This is a genomic window from Mammaliicoccus sp. F-M27, assembly GCF_022387115.1.
GTDB classification, from domain to species: Bacteria; Bacillota; Bacilli; order Staphylococcales; family Staphylococcaceae; genus Mammaliicoccus; species Mammaliicoccus vitulinus.
The window spans coordinates 99654-113714 of sequence record NZ_JAJNIE010000008.1; the positions used below are offsets into that span (position 1 = coordinate 99654).

At 33.2% G+C, this 14061-nt stretch carries 16 protein-coding genes and 1 riboswitch; of the genes, 9 read left to right on the forward strand and 7 right to left on the reverse strand.

Translation table 11 applies throughout. The annotated features are described in order from the left end of the window. The first annotated feature begins 25 nt into the window (after positions 1-25). From LQ598_RS09300 to LQ598_RS09310, 3 genes are all read left to right on the forward strand, one after another. Positions 26-1003 (forward strand): VOC family protein, encoded by a 978-nt coding sequence (locus LQ598_RS09300; RefSeq protein WP_239745436.1) that lies wholly within the window; start codon positions 26-28, stop codon positions 1001-1003. 92 nt (positions 1004-1095) lie between these two features. Then, the gene (locus LQ598_RS09305; protein WP_016911852.1) at positions 1096-1461 is read left to right on the forward strand and encodes a hypothetical protein; all 366 of its coding nucleotides are present in this window, start codon (positions 1096-1098) and stop codon (positions 1459-1461) included. Positions 1462-1694: 233 nt separating this feature from the next. Next, positions 1695-2270 (forward strand): helix-turn-helix domain-containing protein, encoded by a 576-nt coding sequence (locus tag LQ598_RS09310; protein WP_107558917.1) that lies wholly within the window; start codon positions 1695-1697, stop codon positions 2268-2270. A gap of 374 nt (positions 2271-2644) precedes the next feature. Here LQ598_RS09310 and LQ598_RS09315 read toward each other — a convergent pair whose 3' ends face one another. Further along, a complete protein-coding gene (locus LQ598_RS09315; RefSeq protein WP_016912745.1) occupies positions 2645-2977 on the reverse strand; it encodes a helix-turn-helix domain-containing protein in 333 nt (110 codons plus the stop codon). Positions 2978-3115: 138 nt separating this feature from the next. Then, positions 3116-3215, forward strand: a riboswitch (guanidine-I (ykkC/yxkD leader). Positions 3216-3263: 48 nt separating this feature from the next. Between LQ598_RS09315 and LQ598_RS09320 the strand changes: the two genes are divergently transcribed. Further along, on the forward strand, positions 3264-3587 hold the full coding sequence (locus LQ598_RS09320) for a DMT family transporter (RefSeq protein ID WP_016912746.1): 324 nt from the start codon (positions 3264-3266) through the stop codon (positions 3585-3587). A 1-nt stretch (position 3588) separates the two neighbouring features. Beyond that, entirely contained in the window at positions 3589-3903 is a 315-nt protein-coding gene (locus LQ598_RS09325) for a DMT family transporter (protein WP_016912747.1), read from the forward strand. A 22-nt stretch (positions 3904-3925) separates the two neighbouring features. Here the strand turns inward: LQ598_RS09325 and LQ598_RS09330 are convergent, their stop codons facing one another. Beyond that, positions 3926-4378 (reverse strand): GNAT family N-acetyltransferase, encoded by a 453-nt coding sequence (locus LQ598_RS09330; protein ID WP_016912748.1) that lies wholly within the window; start codon positions 4376-4378, stop codon positions 3926-3928. A 105-nt stretch (positions 4379-4483) separates the two neighbouring features. Here LQ598_RS09330 and LQ598_RS09335 point away from each other — a divergent pair, with 105 nt between their 5' ends. From LQ598_RS09335 to LQ598_RS09345, 3 genes are all read left to right on the forward strand, one after another. Continuing rightward, complete coding sequence (locus LQ598_RS09335; protein WP_239745437.1) at positions 4484-5380, forward strand: TIGR01777 family oxidoreductase; 897 nt, start codon at positions 4484-4486, stop codon at positions 5378-5380. A gap of 123 nt (positions 5381-5503) precedes the next feature. Beyond that, positions 5504-6706, forward strand: coding sequence for an ornithine--oxo-acid transaminase (gene rocD / locus LQ598_RS09340; RefSeq protein WP_239745438.1), 1203 nt, complete (start codon positions 5504-5506; stop codon positions 6704-6706). Positions 6707-6834: 128 nt separating this feature from the next. Continuing rightward, a complete protein-coding gene (locus tag LQ598_RS09345; protein WP_239745439.1) occupies positions 6835-7911 on the forward strand; it encodes an NAD/NADP octopine/nopaline dehydrogenase family protein in 1077 nt (358 codons plus the stop codon). Positions 7912-7919: 8 nt separating this feature from the next. On the opposite strand, the gene LQ598_RS09350 is transcribed toward LQ598_RS09345, so the two are convergent. Continuing rightward, entirely contained in the window at positions 7920-9077 is a 1158-nt protein-coding gene (locus tag LQ598_RS09350) for an MFS transporter (protein WP_239745440.1), read from the reverse strand. 187 nt (positions 9078-9264) lie between these two features. Between LQ598_RS09350 and LQ598_RS09355 the strand changes: the two genes are divergently transcribed. Further along, entirely contained in the window at positions 9265-10194 is a 930-nt protein-coding gene (locus LQ598_RS09355; protein ID WP_016912753.1) for a VOC family protein, read from the forward strand. Between the two features lie 274 nt (positions 10195-10468). Here LQ598_RS09355 and LQ598_RS09360 read toward each other — a convergent pair whose 3' ends face one another. The 4 genes from LQ598_RS09360 to gltC form a co-directional block, all read right to left on the reverse strand. Continuing rightward, entirely contained in the window at positions 10469-11239 is a 771-nt protein-coding gene (locus LQ598_RS09360) for a YibE/F family protein (RefSeq protein ID WP_016912603.1), read from the reverse strand. Next, entirely contained in the window at positions 11236-12354 is a 1119-nt protein-coding gene (locus tag LQ598_RS09365) for a YibE/F family protein (protein ID WP_239745441.1), read from the reverse strand. The genes LQ598_RS09360 and LQ598_RS09365 overlap by 4 nt, the downstream gene beginning before the upstream one ends. Positions 12355-12424: 70 nt before the next feature. After that, entirely contained in the window at positions 12425-13036 is a 612-nt protein-coding gene (locus LQ598_RS09370) for a DNA-3-methyladenine glycosylase (protein ID WP_239745442.1), read from the reverse strand. Positions 13037-13053: 17 nt separating this feature from the next. Continuing rightward, the gene (gltC, locus tag LQ598_RS09375) at positions 13054-13941 is read right to left on the reverse strand and encodes a glutamate biosynthesis transcriptional regulator GltC (RefSeq protein ID WP_107536503.1); all 888 of its coding nucleotides are present in this window, start codon (positions 13939-13941) and stop codon (positions 13054-13056) included. Between the last annotated feature and the right edge of the window lie 120 nt (positions 13942-14061).

The window sequence follows — 14061 nt, forward strand, 5'->3', positions numbered from 1 at the left end:
CATAAATTTGAAAGGGCTGTTGTTAATGAATCGCGATTCAATTATACACCATGTATCGATTATTAATCACGATGCAGAACAATCATTTAATTTTTACCGTAATATTTTAGGCTTAAATTTACTCATGAAAACTGTTAATCAAGAGAACTATGAAATGTATCATATATTCTTCGCAGATAAATATGGTCGACCTGGAACTGAAGTGACTTTATTTGAAATGAAAGAAGGAAAGGATAATCAATTCGGAGCCAATGCTTTCGATCGATTACTTTTTAAAGTGCCATCAGTAGAATCGTTAAAATACTGGGAACAAAGATTTAATCAATTTGATGTCTGTCATTATGGAATAGAAATTTACACTGACCGCAGTCTAATCCGCTTTGAAGGACCAGATGCAACACCACTTGGTTTAATCGTGATGACAGAACAAGAAGATATAGGTCATTTCAATAGAGACGAGAACAGCATTGTTCCTTTCGAACACCAAATACTCGCTTTAGATTCAGTCCATGCTAGAGTGAGATATCCAGAAGCAAGTAAACAACATTTCCAAAGCATGTACAATTGGGAAGACTATGGCCAAACAACATTCTTTGATACAGATCTAACTGTTAACATATTGCATAACAATAATCGTCATATGTACCATGAAATACATTTTATATATGACACATTTAATCCAATAGAAGATCAAGGATTTGGAGGTATACATCACGTCGCGATATCAATAGAAACAGGAGATACTTTACAAGACATCGAAACATCATTAGACAAATTAAACATGATACATTCACCAATAAAAAACAGAGGATTTTTCAAATCTATATATTATCAAGACCCAAATCAACTCTTGTTTGAAGTCGCAACATTAACACTTAATATGAAAGCAATAGCATTTGAAGAAAAGGCATTCCAAGACATCCCACTATACTTACCAGAACACCTTGAAGAAAAACGATCATTTATCGAAAAGCAATTAAAGAAAGGGAATACATATCTGTAATTCAAAGTTCAATTTACGAGTGTGTTTGAAGTCTATTAATTATATAAGTATAATAAGTGTTAAGAACAATTACTATATTGCGAGGTGATTTTATGAAAGCATTTATAGAAAACGTGAAGCTAAGACCGAAACAGTTTATAATGTCATTCATCTTACCTTGTTTAGTGGTATGGGGAGCATTGTTAATTTTAGAAAGTAATATGCAACAAGTTATGATTTATGGAATAGTATCATTTTTACTATTTTCCATACGTTTTAATTTATATATATCGAGCGATGTTTTAAGTGAGAAACTCAATAACATCATAAAAGAGAAAAAAATCTCTAAAGAAAAACTATTTGAAATAACAGGATTAACGAAATATGAAGTAACTGAAAAAGAAACTCATTTTGAGTTTTATATGACATCGTCTAGAAAGAAAAAATATCTCGAAATGATAAAGTGTTATGATGCATAAGTAAAGAATAACAGATCTATTAAAAGAAAAATGTATCCGTATATTGGAATCTATGTAATGTTAAAGAAGCTGACACAGTTGAAGTGTCAGCTTTTTATTTTGGTAAACGCTGATATATCAACGTTGCAAAAAACATTTGGCAAGGATTATGATTCATTTTTGGTCCAATGTAAACTTTATTTGGTACACTATTTTTAAGTCTTTTACTAAATTGATAGCAAGGAGTCATCGAAATGAACTTAAGTAAGCAAATTATTCATTTAAGAAAAGAGTTTAATTTATCTCAAGAAGATTTAGCAGAAAAAGTATTTGTGAGTAGGCAGTCTATTTCTAATTGGGAACGGGGTAAAAGTTACCCTGATATAGAATCTTTATTGCTTTTGAGTAATATTTTTGATGTTTCCTTAGATCATCTAGTAAAAGGAGACGTAAATATGATGAAGAGAGAAATGAATAGAAAAGAATTTGATAAGTGGTCTAAATTGATGATGCTATTTTTAGCGTTGGCAGCTATATCATTTATACCGAGTATGATGTTTCTGGATATGTATGGACTCGTAATACCTTTTATATTGTGGTTAATAGGTATGTTTTATAGTTATAAAGTAGAGCAGTTTAAAGGAAAACATAATATTAAAGCTTATAGTCAGATTATGGATTATATGGATGGTAAAGATGTAAAAACAATTCGTGAAAGAACGAAGAAAGTTAAAATTAAAGATAGAATTGTAGCAATTGTGACACCTTTTATTTTCGCGATGATAGCTTTTTTAATTGGATACTATGGCATGAAAATTATCGGGTTATAAAAAGAGGTGGGATATAAATCCTAACTCAAAATAAATAACAACTCATTTCACTGATTTATTCAGCTAGAAATGAGTTGTTATTTATTATAAATCTACGATTTTGTTCGTGCATGCTTGCCTGTGGTTGCTTTATGAATATGGTTCGAGCCTATAGTCGCGCACGGCATACTATTCCCTTAGGCGTCAGCACTTTACAAAATCGTTATAAATATCCATTTTTCTTAAATTTTTTCGTTTGTTCTTTTAAGTACATGCTCTATGTTGCAAGACTGATCAAACAAGCAACATAGAACGCCCGAAAGTTGCAAGACTGATCAAACAAGCAACATAGAACGCCTGAAAGTAGCTTGTTTGCTCAGTGAGTTTTATCTGTTCTACTCTGAAGAAATCTCTTGAATATAATGATAAACTTGTCTCTTTTTATCTTTGTTTAATGATCTTAAAAGTTGAATGGACTCATTTATAATTTGAGAATCTTCTTCGTCTTCGTATGCTTCTGGTACGTTTACCCAGCCCATAATATATGCGGGTGTGGTAGAGAGCGCGATTGATAATTTTTCTACAACGTTTGGCGTCAATTTGGCTGTTTGTCCGGTTTCATATCTTGAAATGGTTGATTGGTTTACGTTCATAAGTTTTGCTAATTGATATGTGCTGTATCCAAGTTCTTCTCGTCTTTGTTTAATGCGATAGCCTGTTTGATTCAATATTTTCACCTCAATTATTATAGATCATTATGTATTAATTCTATTATATCTGATTTAAGTTGTGATTTGTAATTAAGTGATACGAATGATACTTTGTTGACCAATAAAAATCGATTTGCTATAATTCGAATTAATCTAATAGAAGCTTTCTAGGGTTCCGTAACAGAAATGTTAGACTGGACCGAGAGAAAGCCACGAGTATGCACTTGTGACACGGAAGGATAAAAGCCTGGGAGACTTATTGAATAAGTTTCTCAGGCTTTTTTTAATTTAGGAGGATATATAAATGAATTGGTTAAAAATTATTATCGGTGCGATATTTGAAGTGGGATGGGTAGTCGGTCTAACACATGCGAGCAATACGTTTGAATGGTTCTTAACGATTGTTGCCATTGTAGTGAGCTTTTATTTACTCATTAATGCATCAAAACAACTGCCGGTTGGGACTTCCTATGCTGTATATGTAGGTCTTGGAGCAACAGGTGTTACGATTGCGGATTTCGCTTTCTTTGGTGAACCTGTAGTAATAGGAAAAGTCATGTTAATCGTGATGTTGATTATTGGTGTTGTCGGATTGAAACTTGTGACACATGAAGAGGAGGACGTATAAAATGGCATGGTTAGTATTGGTGATGGCAGGGCTTTTTGAAATGTTAGGGGTCTTATTTATAAATATATATGCAAAACGTAATGATATTTCTTCTTTATTAGGGTTAGCACTGTTCTTCTCATTGAGTTTCATTTGTTTATCAATAGCAATGAATACAATACCGATGAGCACGAGTTATGCAGTGTGGACAGGTATCGGTGCAGTAGGCGGCGCTTTATTGGGAATCATATTCTACGGTGAGTCTAAAGAATATAAGCGCATCTTATTTATAGGCATTATATTAGCGAGTACGATTGGGTTAAAATTAATAAGTTAAATGAGCGCTATATTTCTTTGTACTATAAATCATAATTGATTTCCATCCATTCAGGTGCTTCTTGAAATCCAAGCTTTTTATAGACAGGTTTACCTAATGTTGAAGCGGCTAAGAAAACTTTTTTAATATTTCTAGATTCTACATCTTTGATTAGTTCTTTGATGATTTTTTGTGCAATACCTTTTCCTCTATAGTCAGGATGCGTATAAATATTTGTGACGTATGCTCTTTCGCCAGATGGATTTGTAAATGATGGTGGGAATGGGTAATAAATAATTGCGCCACTTGCAATAATCATGTCATTTTCAATGCCTAACAATTGATATAAAGATTTGTCTGTTAATGCATCAGTAAAAAAGCGTTCTAATTCAATATCGATATTAGGTGTTGGATTGGAACCTTCGTCTATGAGTTGAGCTTTTCTTAATGCTACTAATTGTTTTAAGTCGGAAATTGTCGCTAGTCTAATATGCATATGATTGCTCCTTTAGTTTTAATTGGTGGCCATTAATTATTGTTAAACGGGTATATATCATTATAGATGATTTTATAAAACAATTTAAATCAAAGTAGGGATAAAATGAAAAAAATATTAATGACTGGTGGTACAGGTCTAGTTGGAACAGAACTTGTAGAACATTATTTAAATAATGACAGTGAAATTTATATTTTAACACGAAGTGATAGAAGTTCAGACGAGCCGCTGATTCATTATATTAATTGGTCTGAAGATAGTTGGGAACAAGACTTACCTCAAATCGATATTGTCATTAATTTAGCAGGAGCAAGTCTTAATGAACGTTGGACAGAAGAACATAAAGCGGCCATTATGAATAGTCGCATTGAATCTACGAACCGTTTATATCATTATTTTGAGAAACAAAATTATGCGCCAAAGGTATTGTTTAATGCGAGTGCAGTCGGCTACTATCCACCGTCTAAAGTCGTTTCATATGATGAAGACGATCAATTTTTATCTCATGATTTCTTATCAACTGTTGTAGAAAGATGGGAACAAACAGCACTGTTATTTGATAAATTAGGAACAAGAGTGCTGCTTGGAAGATTTGGCGTTATATTATCTGATAAAGGCGGCGCATTACCGACAATGGTTAAACCGTATCAATTCTTTATTGGCGGTCCACTAGGTTCAGGTAAGCAATGGATGAGTTGGATTCATATGGAAGATTTAATTAAAAGTATTACAACGTTGATTGATCATGAAGCGTTTAAAGGTGTTTATAATTTATGTAGTCCACACCCTGTTCAACAAAATGATTTAGGTCGATCAATTGGTAAAGCGATTCATAGACCACATTTAATTCCTGCGCCTAAATTTGCTTTACGATTAATATTAGGAGAACAGTCTACGATTATATTAGATGTTCAAAAAGTATTTCCTAAGAAATTACTTGAACAAGGTTTTGAATTTGAGTTTCCTAATATAGATGATGCAATTAATAATTTGTTGAAATAAAAGTAATTTTCAAAAGAGAGGTGAAAAACTTCTCTTTTTATTTTGACTTATATACAAAATAAATGTATGATAATGAATAATAATACGAATTAAAGTATATTTATTATTAAAGGTGGGTACTAAATGAATCAGTTTATTGAATTAACAGAGAAGTATAGCCCGAATAATTATAGCCCGTTAAATATTGTTTTGACTGAAGGAAAGGGCGCACACGTTAAAGATTCAGATGGCAATACATATATTGATTGTGTATCTGGTTTCTCCGTTCTTAATCAAGGACATAGTCATCCTAAAATCGTTCAAGCATTTCTTGATCAAAGTCAAAAAATCACGATGACTTCTAGAGCATTATATAGTGATAATTTAGGCGTTTGGGAAGAAAAGATTTGTAAATTAGCAAATAAGAATAAAGTTTTACCGATGAATACTGGTACAGAAGCAGTTGAAACGGCGATTAAAGTTGCGACTAAATGGGGACAAGACATCAAAGGCGTTAATGCTGATGATGCAGAGATTATAGCGATGGAAGGTAATTTCCATGGTAGAACAATTGGTTCTTTATCATTGTCTTCAAACGAAGCTTATAAAAAAGGATTTGGTGTACTAGCAGGTAATATTAAATATAGTGAATTTGGTAATGTAGAACAAATAGCTTCACTTATTACACCTCAAACGACTGCTATCATCATGGAGCCTATTCAAGGAGAAGGTGGTGTAAATATCCCACCTAAACATTTCATTAAAGACGTTAAAGCATTATGTGAAGAACATGAAATTTTATTAATTGCTGATGAAATTCAAGTTGGATTAGGTAGAACTGGTAAAATGTTTGCGATGGAATGGGAAGAAGTAGAACCTGACATGTATTTATTAGGTAAAGCTTTAGGTGGAGGATTATATCCTATCTCTGCTGTTGTCGCTAATGATGATATTATGCAAGTGCTCACGCCAGGTACGCATGGTTCAACTTTTGGTGGGAATCCACTAGCGTGTGCAGTGTCTATCGCATCATTAGATGTACTGATAGATGAATCTCTGCCAGAACGTTCTGAACAATTGGGTGAAAAATTATTAAAAGGACTTCAAAAAATTGATAGTTCAATTATAAAAGAAGTGAGAGGACGTGGATTGTTTATCGGTATTGAATTAAATGAGAACGCACAATCAATTGTATCTAGTATTAATGAGCAAGGTATTTTATGTAAAGAAACACAAGGTAACATTATACGTTTAGCACCACCTCTTGTAATTGAAGAAGATGATATCGATACAATTATTAATGTGATCACGCAAACAATAGAAGAAAAAGCTAAACAAACAACATAAAGCTTTATTTATTTGTCATTTGACTGAAGAAAATTTTTCTAATTTTCTTCAGTTATTTTTATGTTAAAAATTCCTGGGTATATATTAAGTAAAGACTTATTACCACATTTAAAGAAGGGATTGATAACATGAAAATAGCAATAGTAGGATCGGGTAACGGAGCGGTTACGGCGGCTTTAGATATGATTTTGAAAGGTCATCAAGTAAAATTATATTGTCGAAATCAATCTATTCATAAATTTGATAAAGCATTTGAACGAGGTGGTTTTGATTTTATAAATGAAGGTGAAAAAAGCTTCGTAAAATTTACGGACATAAGTGATGATATGGAATATGTGTTAAAAGATGCAGAAGTTATACAAATGATTATCCCTTCTTCGTTCATTGAACATTATGCTAAAACGATGGCGCCATTTATCACAGATCAACAGCTTATCCTATTCAACATAGCTGCAGCCATGGGGTCAATCCGGTTTATCAATGTCTTAGAATATAAACATATTGAAGTTATGCCGAAGTTTGCAGAAGTAAATACATTAACTTATGGGACACGCGTTGACTACGATAAAGCAGAAGTAAACTTATCCTTAAACGTAAAAAAAGTGCACTTTTCAACTTACGATAAAAGTTATTTAACAGACAGTTTTAAACTCGTCAAAAAGTTATATCCATATATCGTGAAAGAAGAAAGTCTTTGGAAGACCAACTTAGAAAATGGGAATCCAGAAGTGCATCCGGGACCAACACTGCTAAACGTTGGGAGAATCGATTATGCAGACAATTTCTCACTATACAAAGAAGGTATTACACCACACACAGTTAAACTGTTACATGCAGTAGAATTAGAAAGACTTTCATTAGGTAGAAAGTTAGGATTTGAGCTCAATACAGCAAAAGGCGCTCGTATAGAACGAGGCTATTTATCTAAAGAAGATAAAGACGAACCACTGAACAAACTATTTAATACAAGTCCAGTATTTTCACAGATCAATGGACCAAATGAAGTAGAAAATAGATATCTTACAGAAGATATTGCATTTGGCTTAGTACTTTGGTCAAGTCTAGGCAGAGTAATCGGTGTACCAACACCAAATATAGATGCCATCATCGTAATTGCCTCAACCATTTTAGAGCGAGACTTCTTCAAAGAAGGGCTGACTGTAGAAGAGTTAGGATTAGAAAAAGTTGGACTACAATCAGTGTGAAACATTGATTAAACATTTTTAAATAATGATTTACTAATTATAACTGCGGTGAGTGTGAGCATGAGTGACAGTATGCCGATACCTAACCATTCTAGATGTATAAATATATATCCACCGAGCATAGTTAACAGGCTAGATCCTACGTAATAGCCTAATAAGTATAATGTTGATGCATGTGATTTGCTGGATTCTGTGAGTGTTGCGATATAACTACTTTGTATAGAATGTGCACCAAAGAATCCAAATGTCATCGCTGCGAGTCCTAATATATCTATTGGCAAGTAAGTTATAAAGGTCAATGCGATACCTATAATCATGATGGTAATTGCTACTGCATATGCTTTCTTTATACCGAGTTTGTAGCTGAGTTTACCAAAGTTGATTGAGCTATATGTACCGATTAAATATAAGATGAATATAAACGCGATGGTAGATTCACTTAATGAGAATGGTGGTCGTTCAAATCGGACTGTGATATAGCTATAAATTGTTACGAAAGTACCCATTAATAAAAAAGCTAAAGACATTGCTTTTAATACTGCAGGTATCCTTAATAATTGACCATATTTTATGAAATGTTGCTTAGGTGAGACCCAATTTGGTGTTTGAACAGTTGAAGCGGGCAATAATATCACCATTAATACTGCAAGAATTAAATTGATGATACTGAGTGATGCGATGGCAACTTGCCAATTGGCTATATCTGTTAGAATACCTACAACAACTCGCCCTGACATACCTCCAAAAGTTGTACCAGCGACATATAATCCCATGACTTTACGGATACGGTCTTTATGAACTTCGTCTGCTATGTATGCCATTGCAATAGATGGAACGCCGCTTAATGCAAGACCCATGAGACCACGTATAACGAGGAATAAATGGAAGTTTGTGGCGAATACGCTAGCGATAGATAGTAAGCTTACGAGTAGTACAGAAATAGACATCATGCGTTTCTTTTCAATATTATTGAACATAGGTACGATGATTAAACCGATACCGAGCATAAATGTAGATACAGATAATGTTAAACTGATATCTGATAATGAAACGTTGAAATAGCGACTAAGACCATTAAATATTGGTTGTGTAACGTAAAGACTCGAGAAAATAATAAACCCTGCTAATAATAATGAGATAGATCGCTTCTTCTGTTCAATCGTCATAACTTATCTCTCCTTAGATATTTATCATAACGCTAAAAATTTTATATTTCGAAAAATATGCATAACAAGACACCAGTCATAGAGAGGTCACTATGACTGGTGTCTTTATTATTGTATTTGAGTTGAATTTTTGTAATGGGTATTATTTAACGAGTATAATGTAGTTAAATATATAGGAGGTACAATTATGGTAGAAATATTAGGGCACCATCATATTTCAATGTTAACGAAAGATGCTAAGTTAAATAAAGATTTTTACGTGGATAAATTAGGTTTGCGTATGTATTTAAAGACTGTGAATCAAGATGACCCTTCAATGTATCATTTGTTCTATGGTGATGAGGTTGGGACGCCTGGTACTTCTCTAACATTTTTTGAACTTAAACCTATGGGTCAAACTCATAAAGGTACAAACACAATTTCAAGAATTGGATTGTTAGTTCCGAGTGAAGAAAGTTTAGGATATTGGAAAAATCGTTTCGAAACTTTAGGTGTCGACCATGATGCTATCGGTATTTATAATGGCATGATGTCATTGCATTTTCGAGATCACGAAGGCTTAGAAATGGTGCTATTACCTAATGGGGATCGTAAAGTGCCACAAGATTGGCGTAATAATAGATATACTGATGTTCCAAATGAACACCAAATTATGGGTATGGGTCCGATTGAATTTAAAATCGATGACGTTTCTGAAATGAAAGACTTTTTGGAAAATGATTTAAATTTTGAATTGGTAGATTCTGAAAGTGAATTGTTATATACGATTGATTTTGAAGGCTTATATAGTGATATTGTTTTGAGAGAAGAAGAAGGTGAAAAAGAAAGACCTGGTAAAGGTAGTATTCATCACCTTGCTTTATCAGTAGCTGATGAAGATGAATTGAACAAAGTGAAACAATTGCTAGATGAGAAAAAAGTCGTACATTCTGGAATTGTAGATAGAGATTTCTTTAAGAGTTTGTATTATAGACATTCACATATATTAATAGAGTTTGCTACTGAAGGACCTGGTTTGCCGTATGATGATGTTGAACAACTCGGTCAACAATTAGACTTACCTGGATTCCTTGAACCAAGAAGAAAAGAGATTGAAGATAATTTAGAGCCTATTTAATTATAAATAGGTAAGAAGGCATTATGCCTGTTCATTACTGCATATAGATTAATTGAAGAGTTTGGGACATAAATCCCAACTTAAAATAAAACACCCAATCCGTTGGAATCATTTTCGGATTGGGTGTTTTTATATTTCTGGTTTTGTAAAGTGCTGACGCCCGGGGGGATAGTATGTGAGAGAGACTACAGGCTCGAACCATACCCCCAGGCAAGCATGCACTTTACAAAAACATTATAGTTTAGGACATTTATGTCCTAGCTTTTTTGTAATGCTAATATTCTTTTTCTTTAACATGTTGTTGTTTCCTGATTAATCGCACTGTTATAAATGATGTTATAGGTATTGCAATGCTGACAGCAATTCCGCCTAGCAATATTGTAATGATTTCTGCGGCAAATATTTTAGCATTGATAATTTCGCCAAATGTGTAGTTCAGTTTACCAAACCAGAAGAATAACGTGATTTGGCCACCGATATATGCGAAATAAATCGTGTTTGTTGTTGTTGAAAGGATGTCTCTCCCAATTGTTAAGCCTGATTTGAATAGTTGATTCATTGAAATATTTGGATGTGCATCATATAACTCATACATCGGAGAGCTGATTGAAATGGTTAAATCAATAACTGCTGCAATAACGGCTAATACAATTGTGAATACCATGAGTTGAGCATAGTTTATCCCGATGTTCATTGAAAATATATAAGTTTCATCTTGTTCTTCTTCGGTAAATCCTTGCAACATAGAAATATCGACAATGAAATAGATTAATCCTATTAATATAAGTGTAGATAGTATAGTGGCGAAGAAGGCCGCAATCGTCTTTGTATTGTATTCATTGATGTAAAACAAATTAATGCATGCGATTAACAAGCAGAAAATGATTAACACGATGAATATAGGTGCTTTATATACAATTAATAATAACGCTATAAATAAAGTGATTAAATTTAAAAATAACGTTATATAGGATCTAACACCTTTCTTTCCACCAACTAAAATCATAAGTACCAATAAGATGAGGGCTAATAAAAATGTTGTCATCGGTTAGCCTCCTCTCTCTGCAAAAAGATCATCGCAACAAATATTGTAATGGGTATCGTGATAACAATACCGATGCCACCCATAAGAGCTCTCGTAATTTCTAACGACCAGTTCATAGAGAGGGTATATGTTACGGTGTTACTATTCTTGAAATAGAGAATGACCATAGGAATACTCCCTGACAAATATGCAAAAAATAATATATTGGTCATAGTACCCATAATATCTTTACCGATATTAATACCCGACTGTCTTAACTGTTTAAGTGATATGTTAGGATGTTGCGCTTTAATTTCGTATAAAGAACTCGTTAAAGTAATTGCAACGTCCATAACAGCACCAAGTGAACCAATCAATACTGACGCAAGAAAGATTTGAGTCGGCTGAATGGTTAAAAAGCTCATCGTTTCATATTTAATTCCGTCACTGTTCGTCAACATCATCACTAATTGAGATATTCCAATGCTTAAGAATGTTCCAAGTAATGTTGAAATAATTGCGACGAAAGTTCTCCGTTTAAACCCGCTTACAAGCAATAATGAAACAATTGTTGAAAAGATAACAGTAGCTGTCATGAGTACGAAGAAGTGCTGGTTATTGTATTTCATAAAATAATCAATCATAAACAATAGAACCGTAACATTGATGATGAGTGAAATGATGGAATATAATCCAGACTTTCTACCGACTAGAAGTAATGTTAATAAAAATAATCCAGTCATTAATATAACGGATCCATCTCTTTTTAAGCCTTTAATAATAGCAGTATCTTCTTTGCCTTTATAAGATAGGAGAACTTGATCATTTTTATGATATTTTTCGGAATCTGTTAAAGAATCCGTGTACTTATGAGAGATTTGAATGTTATCTCCTTTATGCTTCCCATTCAACACTTTTAATTCAATTTTTTCTTTATGAAGTGTGTCTTTATTTTTGTTTTGATCAACTGTCTGTTCAGTCGTCTTGTTTGTAATATCGGTAATTTGTCCGATCGGTGTCTTATAAAATTGTGCGTTATACTGCGTAAAGATATAAGCACCCATGATTAAAATGAAGAAGATCATAATGGTAATGTTAAATGGCTTTTTAAATTGTGTTTTAAGTTGTGAATTCATGTGATTACACCATCGTTTTTCGTTTGATTTTAATAAATTATAGTATACGTCCTTCAACTTCTTACTTCAATTATTTCCATGTTTCTTCGCAAGGTATTGAATCACGCTTTCTTGCTTTTGAAATGTAAGGATGTCCTGCTACAGTAAATCGTAAAGGTTTTTCCGTCCATTCCCCTTTATTAGGTACACCGATTCTAGCAGATAAGTCGATGTCTTTAGGGAACTTTCGGTTTATTGTATCTATTTTAAGACATCCAGCATTAAGCATAGTGCCATCTAGTGATTTAGAAATATTCATCGCTTGTGTGAACTTGCCAGGCCCATTCGTTAATTCTATACCAGTTCTACCATTGCGATTGATTGCCATTTGTTCAATACCATCTTCAGGTTCGACAGCCCTAATCAAGACCCCTTGAGGCTCTCCTTCAACTTGCGTAACGAAGTTAATGAGCAACTGTTTATGCATAGAATGTGCATAAATTGTACCGCCTTCGCAATAAAGTGATTGTACACTTTTCGTATTCTTTCCATTATAGGAGTGCGCAGCTTGGTCATGTTTGCCGATATAGGCTTCTGTTTCTACAATGTAGCCTGTATAAGTGATATCTTTAGTTTCATGAATAAGTTTAACACCAAGTAAATCTGCAGCAGTTTCTTCCGTCGGTCTATTAATAAAATCCATTTTAAAATAATTCCTCCTTAATGATACGTTGTTTGTCTTTGCAATAGTGAGCGTGTATGTTCTATAAAAGTCTTTAATTGATTGTTTTGACTGTTGTTTTGGTAAACGATATGAATCGTCCTTTTTAATTCTGTATGTGTTAAAGGAATTTTAGTGAGATGTTCGTCTTCCATTCCATTACTCAAATAGTCAGGTATAATGAGCACACCTTTTTCCGATAGCAATGTTTGACGTAACAATGCAAAATTCGAAATAGGATAGGCTTTTTGTGATGCATGTTTCCGTATTAATTGTGAAATTTGGTCAGGCAAAGTGTTGAAATGATAAATGTATTGATGACTTAATTGAGATAACGGTGGTTTAGGATTCATAGATAAATCATTATTGTTGTGTACATATAAATTGTACGTTTCTTCGAATAGAACATGTTTATGAGTATTTTTGTTATTTGAAAGTTTCGGCGTTAATTCGCTTAACGCAACATCTATTTGATGTGAAAGTAAAGCTTCTTCAATTTCTGCAGGTGTCATCATCATCGGTCTTATTTCTATATTGAAGTCGCGCTCATATGTTTTGATGATCGCTGGTAAAGCTTGTGAAACATAGCTTTCTGTATAAGCGAGTTTAATGGAGCGTTTATCTGTTTGGTCTTGATGTATGAAGAGCTCTTTCGTCTCATCAATCAAATTTAAAATTCGATTCGCTTGTGACAGAAGCAGTTCGCCACTATCAGTTAATTTAACATTTCTACCTTCTCTTAAAAATAAAGTCGTATTAAGTTCTTTTTCTAAATTAGCAATTTGTCTACTCACCGCAGATTGGGCGATTTCTAATTCTAATGCAGCCTCTGAAATGTGTTCTCGTAACGCAACTTCTCTAAAGTAAATCAATTGTTTAATCTCCATATATAACACCTCACGTTTTATATTATCTAATTTTTAGATATATTTCATCTATTTTATATATTGTTAAGATGAGTCATTATAAAGTATGATATAGACTATCAATTATTGAAGATTCTGAAA

Bases quoted from the DNA above. Each gene is read 5' to 3' on its own strand.
- LQ598_RS09300 (WP_239745436.1), top strand. From the start codon at position 26: ATGAATCGCGATTCAATTATACACCATGTATCGATTATTAATCACGAT.
- LQ598_RS09305 (WP_016911852.1), top strand. From the start codon at position 1,096: ATGAAAGCATTTATAGAAAACGTGAAGCTAAGACCGAAACAGTTTATA.
- LQ598_RS09310 (WP_107558917.1), top strand. From the start codon at position 1,695: ATGAACTTAAGTAAGCAAATTATTCATTTAAGAAAAGAGTTTAATTTA.
- LQ598_RS09320 (WP_016912746.1), top strand. From the start codon at position 3,264: ATGAATTGGTTAAAAATTATTATCGGTGCGATATTTGAAGTGGGATGG.
- LQ598_RS09325 (WP_016912747.1), top strand. From the start codon at position 3,589: ATGGCATGGTTAGTATTGGTGATGGCAGGGCTTTTTGAAATGTTAGGG.
- LQ598_RS09330 (WP_016912748.1), bottom strand. From the start codon at position 4,378: ATGCATATTAGACTAGCGACAATTTCCGACTTAAAACAATTAGTAGCA.
- LQ598_RS09335 (WP_239745437.1), top strand. From the start codon at position 4,484: ATGAAAAAAATATTAATGACTGGTGGTACAGGTCTAGTTGGAACAGAA.
- rocD (WP_239745438.1), top strand. From the start codon at position 5,504: ATGAATCAGTTTATTGAATTAACAGAGAAGTATAGCCCGAATAATTAT.
- LQ598_RS09345 (WP_239745439.1), top strand. From the start codon at position 6,835: ATGAAAATAGCAATAGTAGGATCGGGTAACGGAGCGGTTACGGCGGCT.
- LQ598_RS09350 (WP_239745440.1), bottom strand. From the start codon at position 9,077: ATGACGATTGAACAGAAGAAGCGATCTATCTCATTATTATTAGCAGGG.
- LQ598_RS09355 (WP_016912753.1), top strand. From the start codon at position 9,265: ATGGTAGAAATATTAGGGCACCATCATATTTCAATGTTAACGAAAGAT.
- LQ598_RS09360 (WP_016912603.1), bottom strand. From the start codon at position 11,239: ATGACAACATTTTTATTAGCCCTCATCTTATTGGTACTTATGATTTTA.
- LQ598_RS09365 (WP_239745441.1), bottom strand. From the start codon at position 12,354: ATGAATTCACAACTTAAAACACAATTTAAAAAGCCATTTAACATTACC.
- LQ598_RS09370 (WP_239745442.1), bottom strand. From the start codon at position 13,036: ATGGATTTTATTAATAGACCGACGGAAGAAACTGCTGCAGATTTACTT.
- gltC (WP_107536503.1), bottom strand. From the start codon at position 13,941: ATGGAGATTAAACAATTGATTTACTTTAGAGAAGTTGCGTTACGAGAA.